Raw genomic sequence first — 25,080 nt, forward strand, 5'->3', positions numbered from 1 at the left:
GATCAACAAGGTTCAGCGCGGGGTGGAGTGGGGCGGCGTGCGGGGGAGTGGGGGTGGGGCGGGGTCAGTCGGCGCGGCGGGTGGCGGCGATGGCCAGGTCGACCAGGGCCTGTCGGGCCTCGGTGTCCAGGTCGACGCCGGCCAGGGCGGCCAGGGCGGCGTCGGTCAGGGTGACGATGCGCTGCTCGGTACGGGCCAACGCGCCGGTGGCGCTGATCAGCTCGCGGAGCCGGGTAACCCCGTCCTCGTCCAGCGCCGGGTCACCGAGCCGGCCGAGCAGCAGCTCCCGCCCCGCCTGGTCGGCGACCTCCACCGCCGCCGCCACCAGGTAGGTGCGCTTGCCCTCGCGCAGGTCGTCGCCGGCCGGTTTGCCGGTCTGGGCCGGGTCGCCGAACACCCCCAGCACGTCGTCGCGGAGCTGGAACGCCTCGCCGAGCGGCAACCCGTACGCCGAGTAGGCGGTGCACACGTCCGCGGACGCGTCGGCGAGCGCGCCACCGAGCAGCAGCGGCCGTTCGACGGTGTACTTGGCCGACTTGTACCGGGCCACCTTGCCGGCCCGCTCCAGCGAGACCTCGCCGGTCGCCTGGGTCAGCACGTCCAGGTACTGCCCGACGGTGACCTCGGCGCGCATCTCGTCGAAGACCGGCCGGGCGCGGGCCGCCGTGCGCGGGTCCAGCCCGGCGGAGTGCAGCATCTCGTCGGACCAGACCAGGCAGAGGTCGCCGAGCAGGATCGCCGCCGCGTCGCCGAAGCCGTCCGGATCGCCGTTCCAGCCGGTCGCCCGGTGCCGGGCGGCGAACCGCCGGTGCACCGCCGGATCGCCGCGCCGGGTGTCGGAGCGGTCCATCAGGTCGTCGTGGATCAGGGCGCTGGCCTGGAAGAACTCCAGCGCGGCCAGGGCGGTGACCACCTGGTCGGCGTCCACCCCGCCGGCACCCCGGAACCCCCAGTACGCGAACGCCGGGCGCAGCCGTTTGCCGCCACCGAGCACGAACCCCTCGACCGCCTCGGCGACCGGCGTGAGGGCCTCGTCGATGCCGGCCATCCAGCTGCGCCGGCCGGCCAGGAACTCGGTCAGGGCCTTGTCGACGCGCTGCCGCAGGCCGGCACGGTCGACGGGGGAGACGGGAGCGGCGTGGGTCACGCCCCGACGCTAGCCGGTCGCCACCGTCGCCGCCGCACCACCGCCCCGGCGCGTCGGCCCGGCGGCGCGGCAGGCCAGGTGCCGGTCGAGCTCACTGCTGCTCGGCAACCCACGTGCCGCGACCAGCGAACGTCAACACCAACCCGCGTTCGCGCATCAGCTTGACGGCTGCTCGCACCGTCCCGCGCGACACGCCGTAGGTCTGTTGCAGGTACGCCTCACTCGGGATCGGTTGCCGAGGCTTGAGCGTCCCGTCTTCGATCTGCTTGGCGAGCAGGTCAGCCAGTTGCACGTAGAACGGCACTGGCGACATCTCATCGATGCTCATGGCCGGACCTTATGAACGACGAACACGACAATCTCGGCTAGCTACATGTAGGACGGTCCTGCCCGTATATTACGGTCTTAGACATGCTGTACGTGCTTGTACGAGTAGGACGAGGTGGTCTACCCTCGGTGGCGATCGGTAAACCGTCAGCATCAGGGGAAGGTCCTATGTCCCGTTGGAAGTGGTTCCACCGGCCGGCTGGAGCTGTCGATGTCGTCCAGAAGCCGGCACCTTCGCGAGAAGCTGTCGTTTTTGCTCGGAGCGGCCCTGCCCGGTGGCGGCCGGCGGAGGGCGAACGGCCCACGACCAATCTCGCGCCCGGTCCACGCGCCGGAAACGTCGTATGGCCGAACCGGGGGTCCTGGCCCCGTGGCTGACACATGCCTGCCGAATCGACCGGGACCGGGGCTTACTGCCTCGGCAGCCTGGATGGCCCGCCATGGATGAGGCGGGGGCGGAGCCATCGTTTGCTGTGCTCATGGCCGGCTACGTGGTCGACTTCCACCACCGCAGCGCCTGCTCCCGGTGTCAGCCCGACGGCTCCTGCGTACGCCTGACGCGGGCCGGCGAGACGCTACGTGCCTGGCGGGACAGGAAGAGCCGATGAGGGCCGGAGACGCATTCGACGTGACCAGGTCCGCGAGTGTCCAGTTCCTCAGACCGATCCGCTTCCGGCTGATCCGCGTGCTCGACTGGCCCACCTACGACGGGTGGGTATGGCTCGACGGGTATCAGCTGAACGCGAAGGGCGACGCCGTGTCGCGCCGCAAGATCTTCGTGCAGAAGGATGGCCTCCGCCCCGCCGCCCTCACCCGGCCCACCTGCCGGAAGACGACGCGGGTGTAGGAGCACTGCTGCTTCCGGTTGCGCCGTCACACGAGATCATGGGCACTTCCCGTCCGGTCCGAACGGTCGCTGCCCGAGATCGGCGGGCGCCGGGTGGGGCGTCGGTCGGCTCGGCGGGTGTCGATGTTCTGGTGGGAAGTACGTGAAGCCGGGCGGCAACGCCCGCTAGAGTCGACACGTGGCGCTCGGTCTTCCCTCCGTCCTCCCCAATCCCCAGCCGGCGATCGGGGAGCTGATCCGCGACCGCCAGCCGACGTTCTCGTTCGAGTTCTTCCCGCCCAAGACGGCGCAGGGCGAGCAGCTGCTCTGGCAGACCATCCGCGAGCTGGAGCCGTTGCGCCCGTCGTTCGTGTCGATCACCTACGGCGCGGGCGGTTCGACCCGGGACACCACCGTCGCGGTGACCGAGCGGATCGCCACCGAGACCACGTTGCTGCCGATGGCGCACCTGACCGCCGTCAACCACTCGGTCGCCGAGCTGCGCAACGTGATCGGGCGACTGGCCGGGGTGGGGGTCCGCAACGTGCTCGCCGTGCGTGGTGACCCGCCCGGCGACCCGGGCGGGGAGTGGATCCGCCACCCCGAGGGTGTCGACTACGCCGAGGACCTGGTCCGGCTGGTCCGCGACGCCGGTGACTTCAGTGTCGGGGTGGCCGCCTTCCCCTACAAGCATCCCCGGTCGGTCGACGTCGAGAGCGACACCGCGCACTTCGTCCGCAAGTGCCGGGCCGGCGCGGAGTTCGCCATCACCCAGATGTTCTTCGACGCCGACGACTACCTGCGGTTGCGCGACCGGGTGGCGGCGGCCGGCTGTGACACGCCGATCCTGGCCGGGGTGATGCCGGTGACCCAGATCGGCACCATCGAACGCTCGGTGCAGCTGTCCGGTGCGCCCTTCCCGCCCGCGTTGGCCGAGCGGTTCGCGCGGGTCGCCGACGACCCGGAGGCGGTCCGCCGGCTCGGCATCGAGCAGGCCAGCGAGATGTGCGCCCGGCTGCTCGACGAGGGGGTGCCCGGTATCCACTTCATCACCCTCAACCGCTCACCCGCGACCCGGGAGGTGTGGCGCAGCCTGCGGGCCGACGCCCGGGTGTGAACGCGCCGACCCCGACACCTCGACCACACCACGGCGGTTGACCGATGGTGGGCACACAGCTGAACTGGAACGAGTACGCGACCGCCTGGGCCCGGTTGCACGGCGGTTTCGACCCCCGGGCCGCCGCGCCGGTGGTCCGTGCCTGGCTGCGCTTCGCCTACCACGTCGGTTACGTGCTGGGCCGGCTTCGGGTCACCCCGACCGCGGTGACCGTCGGCGGGGTGCTGCTCTGCCTGTGCGTACCGCTGTTCAGCGTCCGGTCGGCCCAGGGGGCGATCGTGGGGGCGCTGTTCGTGTTGCTCGCCTCGGTCGCCGACAGTGTGGACGGGGCGGTGGCGGTCGCCACCGGCCGGACCACCCGGCTCGGCTACGTCTACGACTCGGTCGCCGACCGGCTCGGCGAGATCGCCTGGCTGGTGGCGTTCTGGCTGGTCGGCGCACCGGGGGCGCTGGTGGTCGCGGCCGGCGCGCTGTCCTGGCTGCACGAGTACGTCCGGGCCCGCGCGGTGGCCGCCGGGATGCGGGAGATCGGCGCGGTCACCGTGGGGGAGCGGCCCACCCGGGTCTGCGTCGCCCTGGTCGGGCTGCTGCTGGCCGGGCTGACGGGGCTGATCGACCTGGACCTGTCCGCCGGCACCATCACCATGGCCACCGCCGTCTGGCTGCTGCTGGCCGGCTTCGGCCTCGGCCAGCTCCTCTCCACCGTCCGCCGCGCCCTGCTCGACGCCGGCTGACCCGCCCGCGCCCGGGCGGGCCATGGGGCGGGGGCGGGGGCGGGGATTTCTACCAGGCGGGGCCGATCTCGTCGGCGACGATCTGGGCGGACAGGGTGACCATCGGCAGGCCGCCGCCGGGGTGGCTGGAGCCGCCGACCAGCCACAGCCCGTGCGCCGGGCCCCGGTTGGCCGGGCGGAGCAGCCCCCCGGCCGTGCCGTAGATCGACCCGCCGGGTGCGGCGGTCGCGGCGTCCAGGTCGGCCGGGGTGCGGATCTCGCGGAACAGCAGCCGGTCCCGCACGTCGACCCCCCGTTCGGCGAGTACGTCGAGGATCCGGTCGGCGTACGCGTCGGCGAGCCCCGGCCGACGCCAGTCGACCGCATCGGGGGCGGTGCCGTGGCGGGCGGCGTTGACCAGCACGAACCACGCCTCGTGCCCGGCCGGGCGGACCATCGGGTCGTCGGCCACGGTGACGAAGACCGTCGGGTCGGTCGCCGGCCGGGCCCGGATCCCCCGCCCCGGGTCGCCGAAGACGGCGTCGAACTCGGCGTCGTAGTCGCCGGGGAAGAAGACGGTGTGGTGGGCGAGCCCGGAGTCGCCGCGTACCCCGAGCAGCAGCACGAAACCGGCCAGGCTGCGGTCGGTCAGCGCGGCCAGCCGGCGCGGGTGCGGCAGCAGGTCCCGGTAGACGGTGAGCGCGTCGGCGTTGGCGACCACCACGTCGGCGGGGACGGGCGCGTGGACCCCGGCGAGGCGTACCCCGTGCACCCGGCCACCGGCGGCGTCGATCCGGGTGACCGTCTCCCCGGTGCGGACCGTCACGCCCAGGTCCAGGCAGCGGGAGAGCAGCGCGTCGGCCAGGGTGCCCAGCCCGCCGCGCAGGTACCAGCCGCCGAAGGTCAGCTCGGCGTAGGGGACGGCCACCAGCGCGGCCGGGGCGCGACGCGGATCCGCCCCGGTGTAGGTGGCGTAGCGGTCCAGCAGCATCCGCAGCCGGGGATCGGACAGGTGGCCGCGGCCCAGCCCGCGCAGGGTGCGGCCGGGGCCGATCGCGGCCAGGTCACCCAGCCGCCAGGCCAGCGCGGCCAGGTCCCGCGGCGAGTCGACGGTACGCCGCAGGATGTCCCGGTGCGAGGCCGTCCAGACCCGGGCGGCCCGCCGCCACAGCCGTTGCCAGTCGGCGGCGGACCGGTCGCCGAGGGCGGCGCCGATCCGGGCGGCGAACTCGTCCGGGTCGGCGCACGAGTCGAGGACCGGCCCGCCACCGGGGAAGACGTGCCGCACGATCGGGTCCAGCGGGGTCAGGTCGAGGTACTCGTCGAGCTTCGCCCCGGTCGCCTCGAACAGGTCGTGGAAGACCTGCGGCAGGGTGAGCAGGCTCGGCCCGGTGTCGAAGTGGAAGCTGCCCGCCGGGGTGTGCCGGACGTACCGGCCGAGCTTGCCGCCGACGGTGCCGGACCGTTCGAAGACGGTCACCTCGTGCCCGCTGACGGCCAGCCGGGCGGCGGTGGCCAACCCGCCCACGCCGGCGCCGATGACCACGATCCGCGCCATGCCGCGCCTCCTAGCTGACCGGGCGGCCCCGCCAGGACAGGCGACGCCGCTTCCGCAGATGGTACGACCGCAGGGTCAGCCAACCGAGCACCACGACCGACACGGGGTGGGCCAGCGCGTCGGGCCAGGCCCGGCCGCCGGTGGCGTGGGCGCTGCGCACCCGGCCGGCGACTCCGGCGGCGTACCCGGTCAGGGCCAGCCCGGCGGCCGGCGGCGGACCCGCCACCAGCGCCGCCACCGCCAGCAGCGGCGGCGCGGTGTAGAGCAGCAGCAGTGCGGCGACCACGGCCGCGGCGGCCGCCGGGTGGCCGAAGGTGGCCCAGAGCGACTTGGTGTAGCCGTCGCGCAGCTGCGGCCAGGTCTCGTACATCCGGCAGGCGGCCAGCCGGGAGCCGTCGGCCAGCGCGATCCGGCCGCCGGCGCGTTTCACCGCCCGCGCCAGCTCGATGTCCTCCAGCACCCGGTCGGCGACGGCGGCGTGCCCGCCGGCCCGGTCGTAGCCGGCCCGGTCCACCAGCAGGAACTGCCCCCCGGCGGCGGCCAGCGACGGCCGCGCCGAGCGTTCCATCGCGCGCAGCGGCAGGAAGGTCAACCACAACCACTGCAACAGCGGCTGCACCAGCCGGTCACCCACCGTCCGCACCAGAATCCTCGGGTACGCCGACAGCAGCGTCGCCCGCGCCGCCCGCAGCTCGGTCACCGCCGCCGCCACCGCGTACGGGGTGAGCACCACGTCGGCGTCGACGAAGGCGTACACGGTGGCGGTCGGGTCGGCGTGCCCGGCGAGTTGGTGGCAGGCGTGCGGCTTGCCCAGCCAGCCCGGTGGCGGGGTGACCCCGGTGCGCAGGGTGACCCGGGGGTCGTCGCCGACGACCGCGCGGACCACCTCGGCGGTGCCGTCGGTCGAGCCGTCGTCGAGCACCACGATCCGCAGGTCGGGCACCCCCTGCTGGGCGAGCAGCGCGAGCAGGCACGGGGTGACCCGGTCGGCCTCGTCGCGCAGCGGCAGCAGCACCGCCACCGTCTCGTCGACCCCGACCGGCCCGTCGGCCGGCCGGCGCAGCCAGTACCGGGCGTTGACCCAGGTATGTGCGGTCAGCGCGGTCACCGCGACGGCCAGCACGAGCGCGACGACGGTCACCGCCGCGCCTCCACCGACCAGGCCGGCGGTCGTCGTCCCGGCGTCGGGTGCCGGCACGGTGGCGGGGCGGGTCGGCCGGGCCGGGTGCCGCTCATGCCGGGGTGTCGACGCCGGGCCGGTCCGGCACCGGCCGGTCGGCGGGCCGTCGGCGGGCGCGCAGCAGGGTCACCGCCAGCGGCACCGCCACGGCCGCCATGCCGACCGCCCCCCAGACCGCCGAGGCGGGCAGCCGGAGGAAGACCGCGTGCGCCAGCACGCTGGAGAAGTACGTCCACAGGTAGAGCGCGAACATCGGGTCGTCGCGGGAGCCGGTGACCGCGGCGGACGGCCCGGCCAGCGGGCGCAGCGCGCTCATCAGCAGCACCGCGAAGAGCAGCCAGCCCAGGTAGTTGCTGACCGGGATGCCGGGCAGTCCCGGCAGCGCCGGGGTGGCGTCGCGCCACACCCAGTAGCCCTCGGCCACCATCTGCGGGTCGAGGAAGAGGTCCCAGCCGGCCAGCCCGACGGTGGCCAGCGCCACCCGCCCGGCGTGCCCCACCCACCGGGGCGTCGCGGTGCCGGCGGCGGGTGCCCGGCCGGCCGGCGTGGTCAGCCTGCCGGCGGGCGTGGTCGGCCGGCCGGTGGACGTGGTCAGCCGGACGGCGGCCAGCCAGGCGGGCCAGGCCATCCAGGTCCAGGCCAGTGGGATGATCAACGGCACCCCGGCCAGCTTCGGCCCCAACTCGCCGGAGTAGTCGTAGCTGCCGAACGGGAAGCCGGTGGCCACCCCGAGCGCCTCGATCGCGAACCCGCCGCCGGTGGCCACCGCGACCAGCGCCACCGCCGCCCGGGCACCCCGGGTGAGCAGCGCGTGCCCCACCGAGAGCAGGTAACCGAGGACGACCGTGGCCACGGTGAGCCGGGCCCGGGTGCCGCCGGTGGTGAGCGGATAGCAGATCTGGGCCAGCACCAGGACGGCCAGCAGCAGCCAGGGGACGTGCCGGCGGGTCATGGCATGGCCGGGTCGGACGCGCCGGGGCGGGGCAGCGGCAGGTCCCGGCCGAGCACCCCGAACGGCCGTTCGTCACCGGGGAACCGGAAGTGCCGCAGCACGTCGACGAAGCCGAACCGCCGGTACAGCCGCCAGGCCCGCGATGTCCGCTCGTCGGCCTCCGGGGTGGACAGCAGGGTGGTGCCGCCCTCGGCGAGACTGAGCAGGGCGGTGAGCTGCCGGGCGCCCACGCCGTGCCCCTGCGCGGCCGGCCGGACGTGCAGCTCGACCACCTCGAAGCAGTGGGTCAGCCAGCGCTGCCGGGCGTCCGGGTCCAGCGCCCGGAAGACCTGGTCGTGCCACCACTGTCCACCCGCGCCGAGGTAGCCGTAGCCGAAGCCGGCCAGGTGGCCCTCGGTGGTGAGGCTGGCGACGGCGCGGAACCCGGGCCGGCGGGCGTGGGTGGCGATGTAGCCGCGCCGGGCCTCCAGCAGGTCGCTGCGGTAGCCCATCGCCTCCCCGTACACCGTGACCACGTCGTCGAGCCGCCGGACGAGATCCTCCGGCGTCCACCGCACCAACCTCATGCGCGTCCTCTCACGGTTGCGGGTCACCCTCGGCGACCCAGCCCAGCACCGACCGGTCGCCGACCACGGCGCGCACCTCGAAGCGCGCGAACAACTCCTCCGCGTACCACCCTTCGGTGGGGGTGCGGGTGATCGCCGCCCGGTGCTCCGGGTGACGGTACGCGAAGGCCACGAGGTCCGTCGGGTCGCGCCACACGCTGACCGTGCCCTGCCAGCCGAGCGGCGCCTCGCCGACGCCGAACCGGGCGAGCAGCCCCGGCGCGGCGTGCAGCGCGGCGGCGACCGGCGGGACGGCCCGCCAGAAGGTGAGCGCCCGGCGGGGGCGCAGCCGGGCCCGGGTCAGCGCCAGCACCGGCCCGTCGACCCGGCCGCCCGCCGGCTCGCCGAACGGCCGCCGGCCCGACCACGCGCCCCGGCTGGTCACCGGGCGCAACTCCAGCCGCGCCGACGCCTGGGCGATCCGGGCCCAGGAGCGGCCGACCGGGGAGGCGTCGAAGCCGGCCGCCGCGGCGGGGGAGTCCCACACCACCAGCGCGGCCCACCGGGTGAGGTCGGCGTCCCCCGGGCCGAAGCCGGTGCCGGTCCCGGTGCCGAGCAGCTTGCCGAACCGTACGCCGGGGGTGCGCCGCAGCTGCCACGGATGCCGGGCCATCCGGGCCAATGCCCGCCCGACGGCGGCCCGGGGCACCCGCCACACGTGCAGGGTGACCAGCTCCGGGGTGGTGTTCACGCCACCTCGGCGGGGGTGCCGCCGGTGATCCGCAGCAGCTCCGGGTAGGTGGTGGGGAAGACCGCCTGCGGTACGCCACCGGCGGCCCACACCTCGGGGTGGCCGGCCAGGGCGGTGTCGACCAGGGTGCGCAGCGGCCCGGGGTGGCCGACCGGGGCGACCCCGCCGATCACCTGCCCGGTGTGCTGCCGGACGAACTCGGGGGTGGCCCGGCGCAGGTGGGTCACCCCGAGATGGGCGGCCAGGCCGGCGGTGTCCACCCGGTGAGCGCCCGAGGTGAGCACCAGCAGTGGGGTGCCGTCGGCGTCGAAGACCAGCGAGTTGGCGATCGCGCCGACGTGGACGCCGAGCGCGGCGGCCGCCGCGGCGGCGGTGTGCACCGCCTCGGGCAGCAACCGGACCCGGCTGGGGGAGCCGGACCCGTCCCGCGCGCCCGCGTCGTCGAGCGCCCGCTGCACCGCCTGCACGTTCGGGTGTGACTGCATGGGGCCATTCTCCCCGGTGCCGTCGGTGCTGCGGCATCCGGTCCCGGGTGGGCGCCCGAGCACCCCGCACCCGGCCGCACCCCCACCGGCGCGCGGTCCGGTCCCGCCGCTGCCGGGTGCGGGCGGGGCTCCAACCTGGCACGCCGTACGTCACCGTTGCGTTTTCGTCGGGGGCAGGGTGTACTGTCAGAGCAGTTAGAACGAGTGTTCGATTCACTCGCACACCCGTTCCAACGTCCCCGGGGGCGGTGTTTCGCGGCGCCGACCCGGGCAGGTGCGGTTTCGCGGACCGCACCGGGGTTCCGGGCAGTCGCGAGCCCGGTCCCGTCAAGGCAGGTCGTCGCCCGCCGCCCACGACCCCCGGGCGGCGGGCGACGAACCCGCCGGTTCGCCGGCCGGGTGTGGTGTGGGGAAGCGTCCACACCCGGCCGGCCCCTATCGGTGCGCCTTCCTCCGCACCACCCGCCCGGGCGTCGCGCCGGTGGAGTCCCTCCACCGTGCGTTCCGCCCGACCCGGTCACGCGGAGGAGACAGTCATGCCGACCAACCCGGCCCAGGCGCCGACGGTGCCCGCGCACGTGCTGCCGCACCGCACCCCGACCCAACTCCTCGCGGTGGCCCGACGGGGGCTGGCCGAGGCCGCCCAGACCCGCCCCGACGGGTTGCGTTACGCCGCCGCCCACCTGGCCGCGCTGCGCGCCGCCGCCGCCCTGCTGGCGGCCCGTGCCCGGCCCGCACCCAGCCGGCGACGCCGGATCACCAGCGTCTGGGTGCTGCTCGCCAGCGTCGCCCCCGAGCTGGACGAGTGGTCCCGGCACTTCGCCGCCGCCGCCGGCAAGCGGGCCGCCGCCGAGGCCGGCATACCCCGGGTGGTGAACGCCCGGGAGGCCGACGACCTGCTCCGGGCCGCCGAGCAGTTCGTGGCGGTGGTGGAGCAGGCCCTCGGCCTGACCCACCAGCCCGCCCTCGACGGCCTCGCCGCCTGACCCGCTTCGCCGGTCGAGTCGGCGGGGCCGCGGCCGGCTCGCCGCCCGGGGGGAACAGCTGACCCGGCCGCGTCCCGGTCCCCGCCGGCCCGCCGTCCGACGCACAACCTGATCCGAGTAACGACACGACGGGGGGCTGGTCCGATGGCGGGCCGCATGGTGGTCGGTTCCGCCGCACTGGCCGCTCTGGTACGCCCGGCGAGCGCGCCGGACCCGACGGGCGGCCACCGGGTGCTCCCGGTGGCACCCGAGCTGACCGGCCTGCTGCCGCACCGGGGACTACGCCGGGGCAGCACGGTCGCCGTCACCACCGGCCAGCCCCGGCACAGTGGTGGCACCTCCCTGGTGCTGGCGTTGCTCGCCGAGGCGTCCCGGGCCGGGTCGTGGTGCGCGGTCGTCGGGGTGCCCACCTTCGGTGCCGGTGCCGCCGCCGAGGCCGGCATCGCCCTGGACCGCCTGGCCCTGGTGCCCCATCCCGGCCCGGAATGGCCCACCGTGGTCGCCGCCCTGATCGACGGGGTCGACGTGGTGGTGACCGCCGTGCCGCACGCCGTCTCCGCCCCGGTCGCCGACCGGTTGGCCGCGCGGGCACGGCAACGCGGCTGCGTGCTCGTCCCGTACGGTCGCTGGGCCGGTGCGGACGTCACCCTCCAGGTGGTCCGGGGAGTCTGGGCGGGGCTCGGTCCGGGCCGGGGCCGGTTGCGCCGCCGGGAGGTCACCGTATCGGCCCGCGGGCGCGGGGCGGCGGCCCGCCCGAAGGAGATCACCATGTGGTTGCCCGGAGACGGGTCCACCCGGATCATCCCGCGGGCCGGGTCGACCGGCCCGTCCGGGTCCACCGCCGGGGCCCGGCCGGGCGGGTTGGCCGTGGTCGGGCCGTGACCCGTACGCCGGTACGCACCATGCTGCTCTGGTGTCCGGACTGGCCGGTGCTCGCCGTCGAGATCGTCGACGGGGTACCCGCCACCGGCCCGGTGGCCGTGCTGCACGCCAACCGGGTGGTGGCCTGTTCGGCGCCGGCCCGCGCAGCCGGGGTGCGCCGGGGCCTACGCCGACGGGAGGCGCAGGGGCGCTGCCCTTCGCTGACCGTCGTGGACCACGACCCCGGTCGGGACGCCCGTGCCTTCGAACCGGTCGTCGCCGCGGTCGAGGAGGTCGTCGCCGCGGTCGAGGTGGTCCGCCCCGGTGTCTGCGCGTTCGCCGCCCGAGGACCCGCCCGCCACCTCGGCGGTGAGGAGGCCGCCGCCGAACGGATCGTGGAACAGGTCGCCCAGGCCTGCGCGGTGGAGAGCCAGATCGGCATCGCCGACGGGGTCTTCGCCGCCGGTCTCGCCGCGCGGACCGGGCAGGTGGTGCCCCCGGGCGGTACGCCGGGATTCCTGGCCGGGCTGCCCGTCGAGGCGATCGGCCGACCGGCGCTGGCCGACCTGCTGCGCCGGCTCGGCGTACGGACCCTGGGCGACTTCGCCGCGCTGCCCGCCGGTGACGTGCTGGCCCGGTTCGGCTTCGACGGGGCGCTCGCCCACCGGCTCGCCGCCGGGTACGACCACCGGCCGCTCGCCGTCCGGCAGCCGCCCGCCGACCTGACGGTCACCGCCCACCACGACGAGCCCCTCGACCGGGTCGACGCGGCGGCCTTCGCGGCCCGGATGCTGGCCGAGCGGCTGCACGACCGGCTGGCGGGGCACGGGCTGGCCTGTACCCGGCTCGGCATCGAGGCGGTCACCGCACACGGCCAGGAACTGCACCGGGTGTGGCGGCACGACGGGCTGCTCACCGCCGCCGCCATCGCCGACCGGGTGCGCTGGCAGCTCGACGGCTGGCTCTCCGGCAGCACCGGTCGACCCGGTGCCCGCCCGGCCCGACCCACCGCCGGAATCGTCCGGCTGCGGCTGATCCCCGACGGGCTGCTGGCTCAGGGTGGTCTGCAACCCGGCCTGTGGGGGGAGGCCGGTGCGGAACGGGACCGGGCGCACCGGGCGTTGAGCCGGGTGCAGGGCATCCTCGGCCCGGAGGCGGTGGTCACCGCCGTGCTGGGCGGCGGCCGGTCCCCGGCCGACCAGACCCGTCTGGTCCCGTGGGGCGACGAACGACTGCCCACCCGCCCCGGCCCGCCCCCGCTGCCGGACACACTCCCGCTGCCGGGTGGGCTGTCTGCGGCGCCGCCCTGGCCGGGACGGCTGCCGCCGCCCGCGCCGGCCGTGGTGCTGTCCGTTCCGCTCGCCGCGACCGTGCACGACGCCGCCGGGGAGCCGGTGGTGGTCAGCGCACGGCTGGTGGTCAGCGCCGCCCCCGCCCGCCTCTGCGTCGGCGGTAGCGACCCGGCGGAGATCGTCGGCTGGTCCGGTCCGTGGCCGCTGGACGAACGGTGGTGGGTGCCCACCGAGGCCCATCGCCGGGCCCGGTTCCAGGTCTGCCTGGCCGACGGCGCCGCCCTCCTGCTGGCCGTCCAGGCGGGCCGGTGGCTGGTGGAGGCGATCTATGACTGACCGGTGGTCTGGTTCGCGTGGGGCCGCGTCGGGTGGGGTTGGGCCGGGCCGGGTCGCGTCGGGTTGGGCCGGGTCTCAGGGTTGTTTCCTCATGAGTGGTATGCCGCTGAGGCATATTTATGCCTCAGCGGCATACCACTCATCGGAGAAACCACTCCTGTCGGCGGTGACCCTGCCGCGCCACGCGCCCTGCGCCGCAAGAACGACCCGTCGCGTCAGGGCGGCCTGCGCCGTCAGGGCGGCGTGCACCGTTGGGGCGGGGCGAGCTGCACCGACAGGGTGGCCTGCACCGTGGGGGCGGCCTGTGCCGCGGGGACGGCGGGCACGGCGGGGGCGGCTGGATGAGCTTCCATAATCCGAAGCTGCCCTGGTCGGAGCTGGAGCGGGTGCTGTCCGGACGGCCTGCCGACGGCAGCGCGGGTGACCGTTCCCTGGACGGAGGTTCCCCCGGCGAGCGTTCCCCGGGTGACCGGTTCCAGGACGGTGGGCCTCGGGGCGACCGGTTCCAGGACAGTGGGCCTCGGGGCGGCCGGTTCCAGGACGGTGGGCCTCGGGGCGGCCGGTCCCGGGAGGACGGGCCGGATGGCCGGCGGCGGACGGACCGGCACCTGCACGTGGTGGATCCGCTCGCCGACGCCGACGGTGGCGACTCGCCGGCCTGGAGCCGGCACCGCGAGCGGTACACGCCTGTCGGGCTGACCCGACCGGACGGCGCGGTGCCCTACGCCGAGTTGCACGCGCACACCAACTTCAGCTTCCTCGACGGGGCGAGTCATCCGGAGGAACTGGCCGAGGAGGCCGTCCGGTTGGGGTTGACCGCGCTCGCCGTGACCGACCACGACGGGTTCTACGGGGTGGTCCGGTTCGCCGAGGCGGCCGGTGCGCTAGGCCTGCCGACGGTCTTCGGCGCGGAGCTGTCGCTGGGGCTGCCCGGCCCGCAGCAGGGCGAACCGGACCCGCTGGGCCGGCACCTGCTGGTGCTGGCCCACGGCCACGAGGGGTACGCCCGACTCGCGTCGGTCATCTCCCGGGCACAGCTACGCGGCGGGGAGAAGGGTCGCCCGGTCTACGGTGACCTGGAGGAGCTCGCCGCCGAGCTGCGGGACCACGTGCTGGTGCTGACCGGCTGCCGCAAGGGGCACGTGCCGGCGGCGCTGCTCACCGAGGGGGTCGACGCGGCGGCCCGGGAGCTGGACCGGCTCACCGCGCTGTTCGGCGCGGAGACGGTGGCGGTGGAGCTGACCGACCACGGGCACCCGGTCGACGCCGACCGTAACGACGCCCTCGCCGAGCTGGCCGCCGCCACCGGGCTACCCACCGTGGCCAGCAACAACGTGCACTACGCCAGCCCGGGGCGGCGACGGCTGGCGACCACCCTGGCCGCCGTACGGGCCCGGCGCAGCCTGGACGAGATCGACGGCTGGCTGCCCGCCGCGGCCACCGCCCACCTGCGCAGCGGCGCGGAGATGGCGGCCCGGTTCGCCGGGTACCCGGGTGCGGTGTCCCGGGCCGCCGGGTTCGGCGCGGAACTCGCCTTCGACCTGCACCTGGTCGCGCCCCGGCTGCCGGCGTACCCGGTGCCGGCGGGGCACACCGAGATGAGCTGGCTGCGCCACCTCACGCTGGCCGGGGCGCACGAGCGCTACGGCCCGCCCGGGGCGCACCCGGAGGCGTACGGGCAGCTGGAACACGAGCTGCGGATGATCGACGAGCTGGGCTTCCCCGGCTACTTCCTGGTGGTCTACGACATCGTGGCGTTCTGTCGCGCGCAGGACATCTACTGCCAGGGCCGGGGTTCGGCGGCCAACTCGGCGGTCTGCTACGCGCTGCGGATCACCAACGTGGACGCGGTACGGCACCGGCTGCTGTTCGAGCGGTTCCTCGCCCCGGAACGCGACGGGCCACCCGACATCGACGTGGACATCGAGTCCGACCGGCGGGAGGAGGTGATCCAGCACGTCTACGCCCGGTACGGCCGGGAGCACACCGCCCAGGTCGCCAACGTCATCTCGTACCGGCCCCGGTCGGCGGTGCGGGACGTGGCGAAGGCGTTCGGCTACTCGCCCGGGCAGCAGGACGCCTGGAGCAAACAGATCGACCGCTGGGGCTCGGTCGCGGCGGTGGACGTCGAGGGCATCCCCGAGCAGGTGGTGGCGTACGCCGACGAGTTGCAGACGTTCCCCCGGCACCTGGGCATCCACTCCGGTGGCATGGTGATCTGCGACCGGCCGGTGATCGAGGTGTGCCCGGTGGAGTGGGGGCGGATGCCCGGCCGCAGCGTGCTCCAGTGGGACAAGGACGACTGCGCGGCCGTCGGGCTGGTCAAGTTTGACCTGCTCGGCCTGGGCATGCTGTCGGCCCTGCACTACGGCTACGACCTGATCGGCCAGAGCCTCGACCTGGGTGACATGACGCTGGACGACCCCGAGGTCTACGAGATGCTCTGCCGGGCCGACTCGGTGGGGGTGTTCCAGGTGGAGAGCCGCGCCCAGATGGCCACCCTGCCCCGGTTGAAACCGCGCGAGTTCTACGACCTGGTGGTGGAGGTGGCGCTGATCCGGCCCGGCCCGATCCAGGGCGGTTCGGTGCACCCGTACATCAGGCGCAAGAACGGCCAGGAGCCGGTGACGTACCCGCACCCGCTGATGCGCAACGCGCTGGAGAAGACCCTCGGCGTGCCGCTGTTCCAGGAGCAGCTCATGCAGCTCGCCATCGACCTGGCCGGCTTCGACGCCGCCGGAGCCGACCAGTTGCGTCGGGCGATGGGGGCGAAACGGTCGGTGCAGCGGATGGCGCAGCTCGCCGACCGGCTCTACGCCGGGATGGCCGAGCGGGGGATCACCGGCGAGCTGGCCGACGACGTGTACCGCAAGCTCACCGCGTTCGCCAGCTACGGCTTCCCGGAGAGCCACGCGATGAGTTTCGCCTACCTGGTGTACGCCAGCTCGTGGCTCAAGCGCCATCATCCGGCGGCGTTCCTGGCCGCCCTGCTCAACGCCCAGCCGATGGGGTTCTACGCGCCGCAGACCCTGGTCGACGACGCCCGCCGGCACGGCGTCGAGGTCCGCCGGCCGGACGTCAACGCCAGCGGGGCGGGGGCGGTGCTGGAGTCCACGCCGGAAACACGCTGGGGGAGTGTGCCGGGGGAGCCGCCGCACGCCTGGGGGCTGGGCGGGCCGGCGGTCCGGCTCGGGCTGGGCGGTGTCCGTACCCTCGGCGACGACGTGGCCGAGCGGATCGAGGCGGAGCGGACGGCGCACGGGGCGTACCGGGACATGCCGGATCTGGCCCGGCGGGTCGGTCTCACCGCGGGTCAGCTGGAGGCGCTGGCCACCGCGGACGCCTTCGCCTGTTTCGGGCTGACCCGGCGGGAGGCGCTCTGGGCGGCCGGGGCGGCGGCCCAGGACCGGCCGGGCCGGCTGCCCGGCACGGTGACCGGCGCGGCGGCCCCCACCCTGCCCGGGATGGAGGCGGTGGACCGGCTGGTCGCCGACGTGTGGGCCACCGGGCTGTCCCCGGAGAGCCACCCGGCCCGGTTCCTCCGGGACCGGCTCGACGCGCTGGGCGCGGTGCCGATCGCCCGGCTCGGTGGGGTGGAGTCGGGTCGGCGGGTCCGGGTCGGCGGGATCGTCACCCACCGGCAGCGGCCGGCGACGGCCGGCGGGGTCACCTTCCTCAACCTGGAGGACGAGACCGGGATGCTCAACGTCACGTGTTCGCCGGGGCTGTGGCAGCGCTACCGGCGGGTCGCCCGCACCAGCGCCGCCCTCGTGGTCCGCGGCCTGCTGCAGCGGCACGAGGGGGTCACCAACCTCACCGCCGACCGGCTGGACCCGATCACGCCGCCGGTCGCGCCAGCCTCCCGCGACTTCCGATGAGTGATCCACATTACGGTTTTCCGGGCCGGAAAACGGGAGACTTCCGGCACGCGCCGGCAGAGCGGCCCGCGCGTGGCAAGGGGGATGACCAGTGACGATGGACAGTACGTACACCGGTGGACTGGCGAACGCCCGGCGCACCCGGCTGGGGGCCGGTTGGACGCCCGCCCAGGACGCCGAGCCGCGGGAGTACCAGGTGACCGAGGGGCCGGTGGCCAACGACCGCCGGTCCCGCGCCGAGGAGGACCCGGCCGGCGGCGGGGAGATCTGAGCCGGCGGCGTCGGCACCGCCAGCGGGGGGTCGGGTGGCGCGGGTGACTAGGCTCGACCGGGTGGAGCAGAGCACCCGAGGCCGGTTCGCCGGGCCGCCGCTGACCCCCCGTACCGCCGTCGTCTGGTCGGTGCTCGCCGCCGAGCTGGACCGGCGGGCCGACGTCGAGCTGTCAGTGCTCGACGTGGGTGGCGGCACGGGCGGGTTCGCCGTGCCGCTGGCCCAGGCCGGCCACCGGGTGACCGTGGTCGACGCCAGCCCTGACGCGCTCGCCGCGCTCACCCGCCGGGCCGCCGAGGCCGGGGTGGCCGACCGGGTACGCGCCGTGCAGGGCGACGGCGACGCGCTGACCGGCCTGGTCGAACCGGCCTCCGTCGACCTGGTGCTGTGCCATTCGGTGCTGGAGGTGGTCGACGACCCGGGTCCGGTGGCGACCGCGCTGGCCGGCGCGCTGCGCCCCGGGGGTGCGGCGAGTGTGCTGGTCCCCGGGCGGGCCGCCGCCGTGCTGGGCCGGGCGATGAACGGCCAGATGGAGGTCGCCGCCGCGCTGGTCGCCGCCGCCGACGGGGCCGCCGGCCCCCGGGACACCCTGCGCCGCCGGTTCGACGCCGGGGAGGCCGCCGCGCTGCTGAGTGCCGCCGGCCTCACCGTGGAGGAGATCCACGGGGTACGCGTCCTGGCCGACCTGCTGCCCGCCAGCGTCGCCGACGCCCAGCCGGGTGCCCTGGTGGAGCTGGAACGGGCGCTGGCCGGGCGCCCGCCGTACCGGGACCTCGCCGCCCAGCTGCACCTGTTCGCCCGCCGGCCGGCATGACCGGCGTGCCCCGCAGTGGCCTGCCCGCGCCTCCCGCCGATCCGCTGGCGGTGGTGCCGCCGCGCTACGGCGGGGGCAGCCTGGCCGACGTGCTGCCCAGCGCGTTGGCCGTGCTCGGTGTGCCGGGCGCGGTCGACCTGCTCGGGCTCGCGCCGGGCCTGGCCGGGGTACGGCGGATCGCGGTGTTGCTGGTCGACGGCCTCGGGTGGTACCAGCTCCCCACCGCCGCCCGGTACGCCCCGACCCTGACCGGGCTGGCCGCGACGGTGGGCCGCCCGCTGACCTCGGGTTTCCCCTCCACCACCCCGACCAGCCTGGTCACCCTGGGCGCGGGGGCGGCCCCCGGGGCGCACGGCGTGCTCGGCTTCACCGTCCGGGTGCCCGGCACCGACCGGGTGCTCAACCACATCGACTGGGCCGGCGACCCGGACCCGCTGCACTGGCAGCCGGTGCGGACCCAGTGGCAGCGCGCCCGTGCCGCCGGGGTCGCGGTGACCGTGGTGAGCCGCCCCGAGTACGCCGGCAGCGGGCTCACCCTGGCCGCCAACCGGGGCGGCGACTACCGGGGGGCCGCCGGGGTGGACGCCCTGGCCCGGACGATGCTGGCGGTGCTGGCCGCCGGTACCGGCCCCACCCTGGTCTCCGGCTACCACCCCGACCTGGACCGGCACGGGCACCTGAGCGGGGTCGACTCGGCGCCGTGGCGGATCGCCGCCGCCGGGGTGGACGGCCTGCTGGCCCGGCTCGTCGACGGGCTGCCGCCGGATGCCGCGCTGCTGGTCACCGCCGACCACGGCCAGCTCGACGTGCCCGCGGGGCACCGCTTCGACCTGGACACCGACCTGCGGCTACGGGCCGGGGTGCGGGTGGTCGCCGGTGAGCCCCGGGTGCGGTACCTGCACGTCGAGCCGGGTGCGGTGGACGACGTGCTGGCCACCTGGTCGGCGGTGCTCGGCCCGGCGGCCCGGGTGACCACCCGCGAGGAGCTGGTGGCCGAGGGCTGGTTCGGCCCGGTCGACGAGGACCACCTGCACCGGGTCGGCGACGTGGTGGTGACCTGCCGGGACACGTACGCGGTGCTGGCCACCCGGTCCGAGCCGCCGGCGGCGTCCCGGCTGGTGGCGTACCACGGGGCGGACACGGCGGCGGAGATGACCGTGCCGCTGCTGGTGGTGCGGGGCTGACGGCCGGACTGCCCGGCCGCCGGCTGCGTGGCGCGGCGTCGCGTGACCCGGCTGCCGGGCCAGGTGTCGTACCGGGCGGCTAGCCTGCGGGGATGGGCCGGAGCCAGTCGTTGCCGCGGGGTGGTGACCCGCGTTTCGGCCCCGACGCCGACGACTCGGCCAGCCCGATCCTGCACGTCGACATGGACGCCTTCTTCGCCGCCGTGGAGGTGCGCCACCGGCCCGAGCTGCGCGGTCGGCCGGTGGTGGTCGGCGGGGTCGGCCCGCGCGGCGTGGTCAGTTCCGCCAGTTACGAGGCCCGCCGGTACGGCGTGCGCAGCGCGATGCCCACCGCACGGGCGCGGGCGCTCTGCCCGGGCGCGGTCTACCTGCCCCCTGACTTCGCCCGCTACCGGGCGGCCTCCGACGCGGTGATGCGGATCTTCCGGGACGTCACCCCGCTGGTCGAGCCGCTCTCCCTCGACGAGGCGTTCCTCGACGTGACCGGTGCCCGCCGGTTGTTCGGCCCGCCGGCCGCCATCGCCCGGCGGATCCGCGCCCGGGTGACGGCCGAGCAGGGGCTGACCTGCTCGGTCGGGGTGGCACCGAGCAAGTTCGTGGCGAAGCTCGGCTCCACCCGGGCCAAGCCGGACGGCCTGCTCGTGGTGCCGGCCGGTCGGGTGCTGGAGTTCCTGCACCCGCTGCCGGTCGACGCGTTGTGGGGGGTGGGCGAGCGGTCCGCCGAGACGCTGCGGCGGCTCGGCCTGCGCACCATCGGCGACCTGGCCGAGGCACCCGCCGGGATGCTCCGCAAGGCGCTCGGGGTGGCGGCCGCGACCCACCTGCACGAGCTGGCCCGGGGGCGCGACCCCCGTCCGGTCAGCCCGGAGCAGGTGGAGAAGTCCATCGGGGCCGAGGTGACCTTCGACGTCGACGTCGTCGACCCGCAGGAGATCCGCCGGGCGTTGCTCGCCCTCAGCGAGAAGGTGGGCAGCCGGCTGCGCGGGGCCGGTCAGGTCGGCCGGACGATCTCGCTCAAGGTGCGACTGTCCGATTTCCGCACCGTCCACCGGTCCCGGACCCTCGGCGTGGCGACCGACGTGGCCCGGGAGATATTCGACACCTCCTGGGGCCTCTGGACGGTTCTCGACCCTGGTGAGCCGGTCCGGCTGGTCGGCGTCCGGGTGGAGGGCCTGGCCGGCGTGGCCGACACGCCGCGACAGCTCACGCTCGGCGCACCGGAGCGGGGCTGGCGGGAAGCGGAGACCGCCGCGGACGCGGCGGCTGCCCGTTTCGGGCGGTCCGTCATAGGTCCGGCCAGTCTGCTCGGCAAACGTGACCGCCGGCCCGGGGAAAATAGCAGTCGGCCGTAGGTCGTCCCGCTTTCCGACGCGCGAGCCCCCTCGTAGACTTGGCGGCAAGCAGCCGGATGGCTGCCACGGTCTGTCGGCCCGACCGGGCCGACCAACGTGACCGGGGAGGAGTGCCGTGCCGCTCTCGGAGCACGAGCAGCGGCTGTTCGAGCAGATCGAGCGGTCGCTTGCCGAGGACCCCAAATTCGCCTCGGCCGTGCGCGCCAGCGACCCGCGTTTCCACACGCGACGTCGCCTGCTCGTCGCTGCCGGCGTGGTGGTCGTCGGCCTGGCCCTGTTGGTCTACGGCGCGGTGATCAAGACGCCGCCGCTGGCAGTGGCGGGGTTCGTCGTCATGCTGGCCGCGCTGGGCTACGCGGTGCAGTCGCACCGGCGGGCGCAGTCACCGGACCTGCACGTGGTGGGTGGCACGACGAGTCGTCGCCGTCCGCGTGGCCGGGGTGGCCGTCGGCCGTCGCTGCTGGACCGGATGGAAGATCGGTGGCGGCAGCGTCCGGAGGGACACCGCTGACCTGTCCGCCCCACGGGATGGACGGGCGTCACCGCCGACGGTGGGTGCCGGACGACGTCCGGCAACCTCCGTCGTATCGCCATGTCCGCGTCGCCCGCCCGACGGCACGCATCGCCTGCCGGCCCGGGAGCACGCGCGCCGGCCGCCCGGTAGCGGGTCGCCCGCCGGCCCGGTAGCAGCACCGGGGGCGGGCGACGGTCAGGCGCGGCGGGCGGCCAGCAGCCGGCGGGGGTTCCAGCGCAGCAGCAGCCGGCGGAGCCGGCCGGAGGCCGCCACCAGCCGTGCCGAGCCGTCGCCGAGCGAGGTGCGCCAGCGCAGCAGCACCGACGGGGGCAGCACGGCGGCGAGGAACCGGGTACGCCGGTCCGCCCTGGCGGCCAGGGTGCCGCGTACCGTCCGCAACGCCGGGTACAGCGGCTCACCGGTGAGCGGATTCCGGGCGTAGCGGGCGCGTTCCTCCGCCCGGCCGAGCAGCCGCACCGCCGTGGCCGAGTCGCCGTCCGCGCCGACCGCCTCCCGGGCCAGCCGTTCGGCGGTCGCCCGGGGCGTCTCCGTGCGGTCGATCGGCACCCGGTAGTCGATCAGGGTGTCGAGCAGCTCGTCCCAGGCCGCGTGCGCGTCCGACCGGGCCCGGTCGGCCTCCGCACCCAGCACCGTCATCGGGACGCTCCCACCCACCGCGCCGTCGGGGGCCGCGCCGGCCGCCACCGGGACGGGCGGGCGGTGCCGCCGCTGGCGCAGCGCACGGCGACGCAGCGCTGGCACGGCCAGCAGCGCCAGCAGCGCGAGCAACCCGGCGGCCGTCCACCACGGCCAGGTCGGGGCGCGTTCGACCGGGGCGTTGACGGTCGAGTCGAAGCCCTGGTCGACCTCCCGGTCGGTCTCGTCGTCGGCCTGCGGCCCGGCGGTGGCGCCCGGGTCACCCGGGGCGGCCGGCGCGGCGGTGTCCGACGGCTCCGGGTCCGGCGCGTCGGTGTCCGGCGCCCACGCCGACCGGGTGGACCCCTGGACGCCGTACGCGGGGGTGGCGTCGAACGGCACCCACCCCAGCCGGTCGAAGTAGACCTCCGTCCAGGAGTGCAGGTTCCGGTTGGTCAACGTGTAGGTGTCCCCGTCGACGTTGCTGCCGTTGGTGAAGCCGAACGCCACCCGGGCCGGAATGCCGGCCTCCCGCACCAGCCAGGCCAGCGCCGCCGCGTACTGCTGGCAGTAGCCGACCTTGTTGGTGAGGAAGTCCACGATCTCCTGGCCGCTGGTGCCGCCCTTGGTGCTCAGCGAGTACCGGAAGCCGTTCTCCTGGGAGAAGTAGTCGTAGATCGACCGGACCCGGTCGTAGTCGGTGGACTTCCCCTCCACCAGCCGGTTGACCAGCAGGGTGACCTCCCGTGCCTCCGGGGTCCGGGTCTGTTGCCGCCGGATCGGGTGGTCGGCGGGCAGCGGCCGGGCCCGGCGCAGCGCCGCCGGGTCGTACGTCGAGCGCACGTACTCGAACGAGTAGCGCTTGCCCCGGGAGTTGTCCCGGTTGGAGAAGACCACCCCGAGGTTCTGGTCGTACGACCAGTTGCCGTTGAGCCCGTCGAAGCCGACCGGATCGGTGTAGAGCGGCACGAAGGGCATGTTCAGTGTCCGGCTGACCTCCACGGTCGCCCGGTAGGTCTGCTGCTCCACCCCCGGCCCGGCCCGGTCCGCCGGGTCGGGGAGTTCCCGGTTGACCGGTCGGCCGTTGGGCGCGCGTACCCGGAAGCCGTCCGGACGCAGGTCGTCCGCGACGCCGAACCGCAGGTAGAAGGGGTTCTTCTCGGTGGTGGTGACCTTCACCATGTCGGCCACCTCGGACTGGTTGAGCTGCCCGCTGAGCGCTGCGAAGAGGTCGATCCGCCCGGGGCCACCGCCCTGGCCGGGGCGTCCGGTGCCGGTGCCGTTGCCGGCGCCGATGAACTGGTCCAGCAGTCCACCGCTCATCCCTGGCACGGCCAGCGGCAGCACCACGGCCAGGACCACCCCGACCACCGCCAGCCGGCGGCCGGCGGCGGCCAGCGGGGAGGACTCCCAGACGTCCACGTCGCGGCCCTCGCCGGTGAACCGGCGGCCGAACCGGCGGACCCGGTCGACGTTGTCGGTGACCAGCAGCCAGAGGTAGCCGGCGGCGCCGACCACGAACGGCAGCGCCGGCACACTGTCCACGTAGACCGCCACCGGGACCGAGTAGATGGCCAGCATGGGCAGCCCGGCCAGCGCCGGTCGGCGCAGCCCGACGGCGAGCACGTCGACCACGACCGCCACCGAACCCACCCCGAGCACGCTGATGAACAGCAGCGGGGTGGTGTCCGGCACCTTCACCCCGTAGGAGCGCATGTCCTGCAACGAACCCTGGGCCAGCTCACCGAAGTGGGCCAGCGTCCCCGGCGTGGGCAGGAACGCGATCAGCTCGCTGCCGCCCGGGAAGAGCCAGGTCAGCGCGAGCAGTAGACCGGCGAGCATGCCCAGCACCTGACCCCAGAGCGGGGCCCGGACCAGCCGGGTGAGCGCCGCCGCGCCGGCCACCACGGCGACCGCGATGGTCGACTGGATCAGCCAGGTCCACTGCTGGAAGATCGACGACAGCGGGGCAGCGGCGAGCAGGGTCGCCGCGGCGGCCACGAAGCCGATGTTCCGGGACGCGATCACGGCGTCACCCTCTCTGTGGTCGGACGGGTCACCGCACCGCCCCGGCAACCGTCTCGGCCAGGGCCGCCCGCAGCGCGAAGCCCTGCGAGCCGCGCCCGGCCTGCGGCCAGAGCACCGGCAGTTGACCGTCGTGGTCGACCCCGATGATCCGCCAGCCGCCCTGCAACAGGGTGAGCGCGGCGGCGGCGTGGACCTGCTCGGCCTCGAACCGGGCACGTTCCGGCAGGCTGAGCCAGGTGGAGCTGTTGAGCAGGAAACCGACGCAGGTCGCGCCGCTGCCGCGCAGCCCGCTCAACAGCTCCGCCTCGGCGGTGGTCAGCGACCCGAACAGCGCGATGATCAGGCCGCCGTCGGCGCGTTGCCGGACCCGCTGCACCAGGGCCGCGACGTCGCCGCGCTGGTCGAGCCGGACGTCGGCGAGGTGGTCGAGGAGCAGGCCGTCACCGGTGGCCTCGGTGGCGTCGACGTCCACCCCGTCCCCGGTGACCAGGCGGAGCTTGTAGCCGGCCTGCCGGAGGTGGGTGGTGATGCTGGCGGCGGCGGAGACCGACCACTCGAAGCTGGCCGTCGGACCGTCGCCCCGGTGGCCGTGCGCCCGGGTGTCCAGCAGCACCGTGGCCCGGCTCTCCCAGGGCTGTTCCTCCCGGCGCACCATCAGCTCACCGGTGCGGGCGGTCGACTTCCAGTGCACCCGGCGCAGGTCGTCGCCCATCCGGTACTCCCGGGTGGCGGTGTCGTCCTCGCCGTGCACGGCGACCGACCGGGCCCGGCTGTCGCCGCTGCCGGCGTACTCACCGGGCAGGCGTACCGAGGGCAGCGGGGTAACCTGGGGGACCACCGTCAGCTGCTCGGTGCTGGGGAACGCCCGGGCCAGCTCGCACAGCCCGAACGGGTCGGTCATCCGGACCACCAGGGGCCCCACCTTGTACCGGCCGCGCACGTCGGCCCGGACGGTGTACGCCACCGAGCTGGCCTGCTGCGCGCCGAGTCGTTCCAGCACCACCCGGGGCCGGCTGCCCAGCGCGTACGGCAGCCGGTCCTCCAGCAGCAGGGTGCCGGTGGGCAGCCGGGACATGTTCTGCAACCGCAGCACCACCCGGGAGCTGGCCCCGACCGGCACCCGGTGCGGGTCGAGCGAGCGGTTGCAGGCCAGCTTGTACCTGGTCCGCCCGACGTAGAGCGCGGCGAGCAGTGGCAGGACGGCGAGCAGCACCGCCACCCGCAGCAGGTCCCGCTCGCCGAGGATGCCGGCGGAGATCGCCGCGGCGATCGCCGCCGCCAGGAACGAACGACCCCGGGTGGTCAGGCCCCGCAGCCCGGCCCGCAC

At 75.3% G+C, this 25,080-nt stretch carries 23 protein-coding genes; 13 read left to right on the plus strand and 10 right to left on the minus strand.

The genetic code is table 11. The annotated features are described in order from the left end of the window. Positions 1-64: 64 nt before the first annotated feature. Positions 65-1,147, minus strand: a complete 1,083-nt coding sequence (locus GA0070623_RS26700) for a polyprenyl synthetase family protein (RefSeq protein WP_067301899.1) — start codon at positions 1,145-1,147, stop codon at positions 65-67. 91 nt (positions 1,148-1,238) lie between these two features. Beyond that, the gene (locus GA0070623_RS26705) at positions 1,239-1,475 is read right to left on the minus strand and encodes a GntR family transcriptional regulator (RefSeq protein WP_197700013.1); all 237 of its coding nucleotides are present in this window, start codon (positions 1,473-1,475) and stop codon (positions 1,239-1,241) included. 478 nt (positions 1,476-1,953) lie between these two features. Between GA0070623_RS26705 and GA0070623_RS31485 the strand changes: the two genes are divergently transcribed. The 4 genes from GA0070623_RS31485 (at position 1,954) to GA0070623_RS26720 (ending at position 4,151) form a co-directional block, all read left to right on the plus strand. After that, positions 1,954-2,082 (plus strand): hypothetical protein, encoded by a 129-nt coding sequence (locus GA0070623_RS31485; protein WP_269458967.1) that lies wholly within the window; start codon positions 1,954-1,956, stop codon positions 2,080-2,082. After that, positions 2,079-2,321 carry a hypothetical protein gene (locus tag GA0070623_RS26710; RefSeq protein WP_067301896.1) on the plus strand — a complete coding sequence of 81 codons (243 nt, stop codon included), beginning with the start codon at positions 2,079-2,081 and terminating at the stop codon, positions 2,319-2,321. The genes GA0070623_RS31485 and GA0070623_RS26710 overlap by 4 nt, the downstream gene beginning before the upstream one ends. Positions 2,322-2,499: 178 nt before the next feature. Further along, positions 2,500-3,417: a methylenetetrahydrofolate reductase [NAD(P)H] gene (gene metF, locus GA0070623_RS26715; RefSeq protein ID WP_067301893.1), complete on the plus strand. Its 918-nt coding sequence runs from the start codon at positions 2,500-2,502 to the stop codon at positions 3,415-3,417. A 44-nt stretch (positions 3,418-3,461) separates the two neighbouring features. Further along, a complete protein-coding gene (locus GA0070623_RS26720) occupies positions 3,462-4,151 on the plus strand; it encodes a CDP-alcohol phosphatidyltransferase family protein (protein WP_067301891.1) in 690 nt (229 codons plus the stop codon). A 49-nt stretch (positions 4,152-4,200) separates the two neighbouring features. On the opposite strand, the gene GA0070623_RS26725 is transcribed toward GA0070623_RS26720, so the two are convergent. From GA0070623_RS26725 to GA0070623_RS26750, 6 genes are all read right to left on the minus strand, one after another. Continuing rightward, positions 4,201-5,688: a phytoene desaturase family protein gene (locus tag GA0070623_RS26725; RefSeq protein WP_067301888.1), complete on the minus strand. Its 1,488-nt coding sequence runs from the start codon at positions 5,686-5,688 to the stop codon at positions 4,201-4,203. A gap of 10 nt (positions 5,689-5,698) precedes the next feature. Beyond that, the gene (locus GA0070623_RS26730; RefSeq protein ID WP_067301934.1) at positions 5,699-6,829 is read right to left on the minus strand and encodes a glycosyltransferase; all 1,131 of its coding nucleotides are present in this window, start codon (positions 6,827-6,829) and stop codon (positions 5,699-5,701) included. 91 nt (positions 6,830-6,920) lie between these two features. Further along, positions 6,921-7,820 (minus strand): carotenoid biosynthesis protein, encoded by a 900-nt coding sequence (locus tag GA0070623_RS26735; RefSeq protein ID WP_067301885.1) that lies wholly within the window; start codon positions 7,818-7,820, stop codon positions 6,921-6,923. Beyond that, on the minus strand, positions 7,817-8,386 hold the full coding sequence (locus GA0070623_RS26740; RefSeq protein WP_067301882.1) for a GNAT family N-acetyltransferase: 570 nt from the start codon (positions 8,384-8,386) through the stop codon (positions 7,817-7,819). Before GA0070623_RS26740 ends, GA0070623_RS26735 begins: the two co-directional genes overlap by 4 nt. 10 nt (positions 8,387-8,396) lie before the next feature. Beyond that, a complete protein-coding gene (locus tag GA0070623_RS26745) occupies positions 8,397-9,116 on the minus strand; it encodes a monooxygenase (RefSeq protein WP_067301879.1) in 720 nt (239 codons plus the stop codon). Further along, positions 9,113-9,601, minus strand: a complete 489-nt coding sequence (locus GA0070623_RS26750; RefSeq protein ID WP_067301875.1) for a YbaK/EbsC family protein — start codon at positions 9,599-9,601, stop codon at positions 9,113-9,115. The genes GA0070623_RS26745 and GA0070623_RS26750 overlap by 4 nt, the downstream gene beginning before the upstream one ends. Positions 9,602-10,137: 536 nt before the next feature. Between GA0070623_RS26750 and GA0070623_RS26755 the strand changes: the two genes are divergently transcribed. From GA0070623_RS26755 to GA0070623_RS26795, 9 genes are all read left to right on the plus strand, one after another. Next, on the plus strand, positions 10,138-10,587 hold the full coding sequence (locus GA0070623_RS26755) for an SAV_6107 family HEPN domain-containing protein (protein WP_067301872.1): 450 nt from the start codon (positions 10,138-10,140) through the stop codon (positions 10,585-10,587). A 144-nt stretch (positions 10,588-10,731) separates the two neighbouring features. Further along, positions 10,732-11,469, plus strand: a complete 738-nt coding sequence (locus GA0070623_RS26760; RefSeq protein WP_067301869.1) for a hypothetical protein — start codon at positions 10,732-10,734, stop codon at positions 11,467-11,469. A 20-nt stretch (positions 11,470-11,489) separates the two neighbouring features. Then, on the plus strand, positions 11,490-13,076 hold the full coding sequence (locus tag GA0070623_RS26765; RefSeq protein WP_067301866.1) for a DNA polymerase Y family protein: 1,587 nt from the start codon (positions 11,490-11,492) through the stop codon (positions 13,074-13,076). 341 nt (positions 13,077-13,417) lie between these two features. Further along, positions 13,418-16,954, plus strand: coding sequence for an error-prone DNA polymerase (locus GA0070623_RS26770; RefSeq protein WP_067301931.1), 3,537 nt, complete (start codon positions 13,418-13,420; stop codon positions 16,952-16,954). Between the two features lie 97 nt (positions 16,955-17,051). Continuing rightward, on the plus strand, positions 17,052-17,225 hold the full coding sequence (locus tag GA0070623_RS30485) for a hypothetical protein (RefSeq protein ID WP_244253196.1): 174 nt from the start codon (positions 17,052-17,054) through the stop codon (positions 17,223-17,225). Positions 17,226-17,268: 43 nt separating this feature from the next. After that, positions 17,269-18,039: a methyltransferase domain-containing protein gene (locus GA0070623_RS26780; protein WP_067301928.1), complete on the plus strand. Its 771-nt coding sequence runs from the start codon at positions 17,269-17,271 to the stop codon at positions 18,037-18,039. After that, positions 18,036-19,223 carry an alkaline phosphatase family protein gene (locus tag GA0070623_RS26785; RefSeq protein WP_067301857.1) on the plus strand — a complete coding sequence of 396 codons (1,188 nt, stop codon included), beginning with the start codon at positions 18,036-18,038 and terminating at the stop codon, positions 19,221-19,223. Before GA0070623_RS26780 ends, GA0070623_RS26785 begins: the two co-directional genes overlap by 4 nt. 92 nt (positions 19,224-19,315) lie before the next feature. Beyond that, the gene (locus tag GA0070623_RS26790; RefSeq protein ID WP_067301850.1) at positions 19,316-20,575 is read left to right on the plus strand and encodes a DNA polymerase IV; all 1,260 of its coding nucleotides are present in this window, start codon (positions 19,316-19,318) and stop codon (positions 20,573-20,575) included. Between the two features lie 115 nt (positions 20,576-20,690). Beyond that, the gene (locus tag GA0070623_RS26795; protein WP_067301847.1) at positions 20,691-21,086 is read left to right on the plus strand and encodes a DUF3040 domain-containing protein; all 396 of its coding nucleotides are present in this window, start codon (positions 20,691-20,693) and stop codon (positions 21,084-21,086) included. 198 nt (positions 21,087-21,284) lie between these two features. Here GA0070623_RS26795 and GA0070623_RS26800 read toward each other — a convergent pair whose 3' ends face one another. Together GA0070623_RS26800 and GA0070623_RS26805 are read right to left on the minus strand one after the other, a co-directional pair. Continuing rightward, on the minus strand, positions 21,285-23,753 hold the full coding sequence (locus tag GA0070623_RS26800) for a transglutaminase TgpA family protein (protein ID WP_067301843.1): 2,469 nt from the start codon (positions 23,751-23,753) through the stop codon (positions 21,285-21,287). Positions 23,754-23,781: 28 nt separating this feature from the next. After that, the gene (locus GA0070623_RS26805; RefSeq protein ID WP_067301840.1) at positions 23,782-25,080 is read right to left on the minus strand and encodes a DUF58 domain-containing protein; all 1,299 of its coding nucleotides are present in this window, start codon (positions 25,078-25,080) and stop codon (positions 23,782-23,784) included.

The organism is Micromonospora rifamycinica (genome assembly GCF_900090265.1).
Lineage (GTDB): Bacteria > Actinomycetota > Actinomycetes > Mycobacteriales > Micromonosporaceae > Micromonospora > Micromonospora rifamycinica.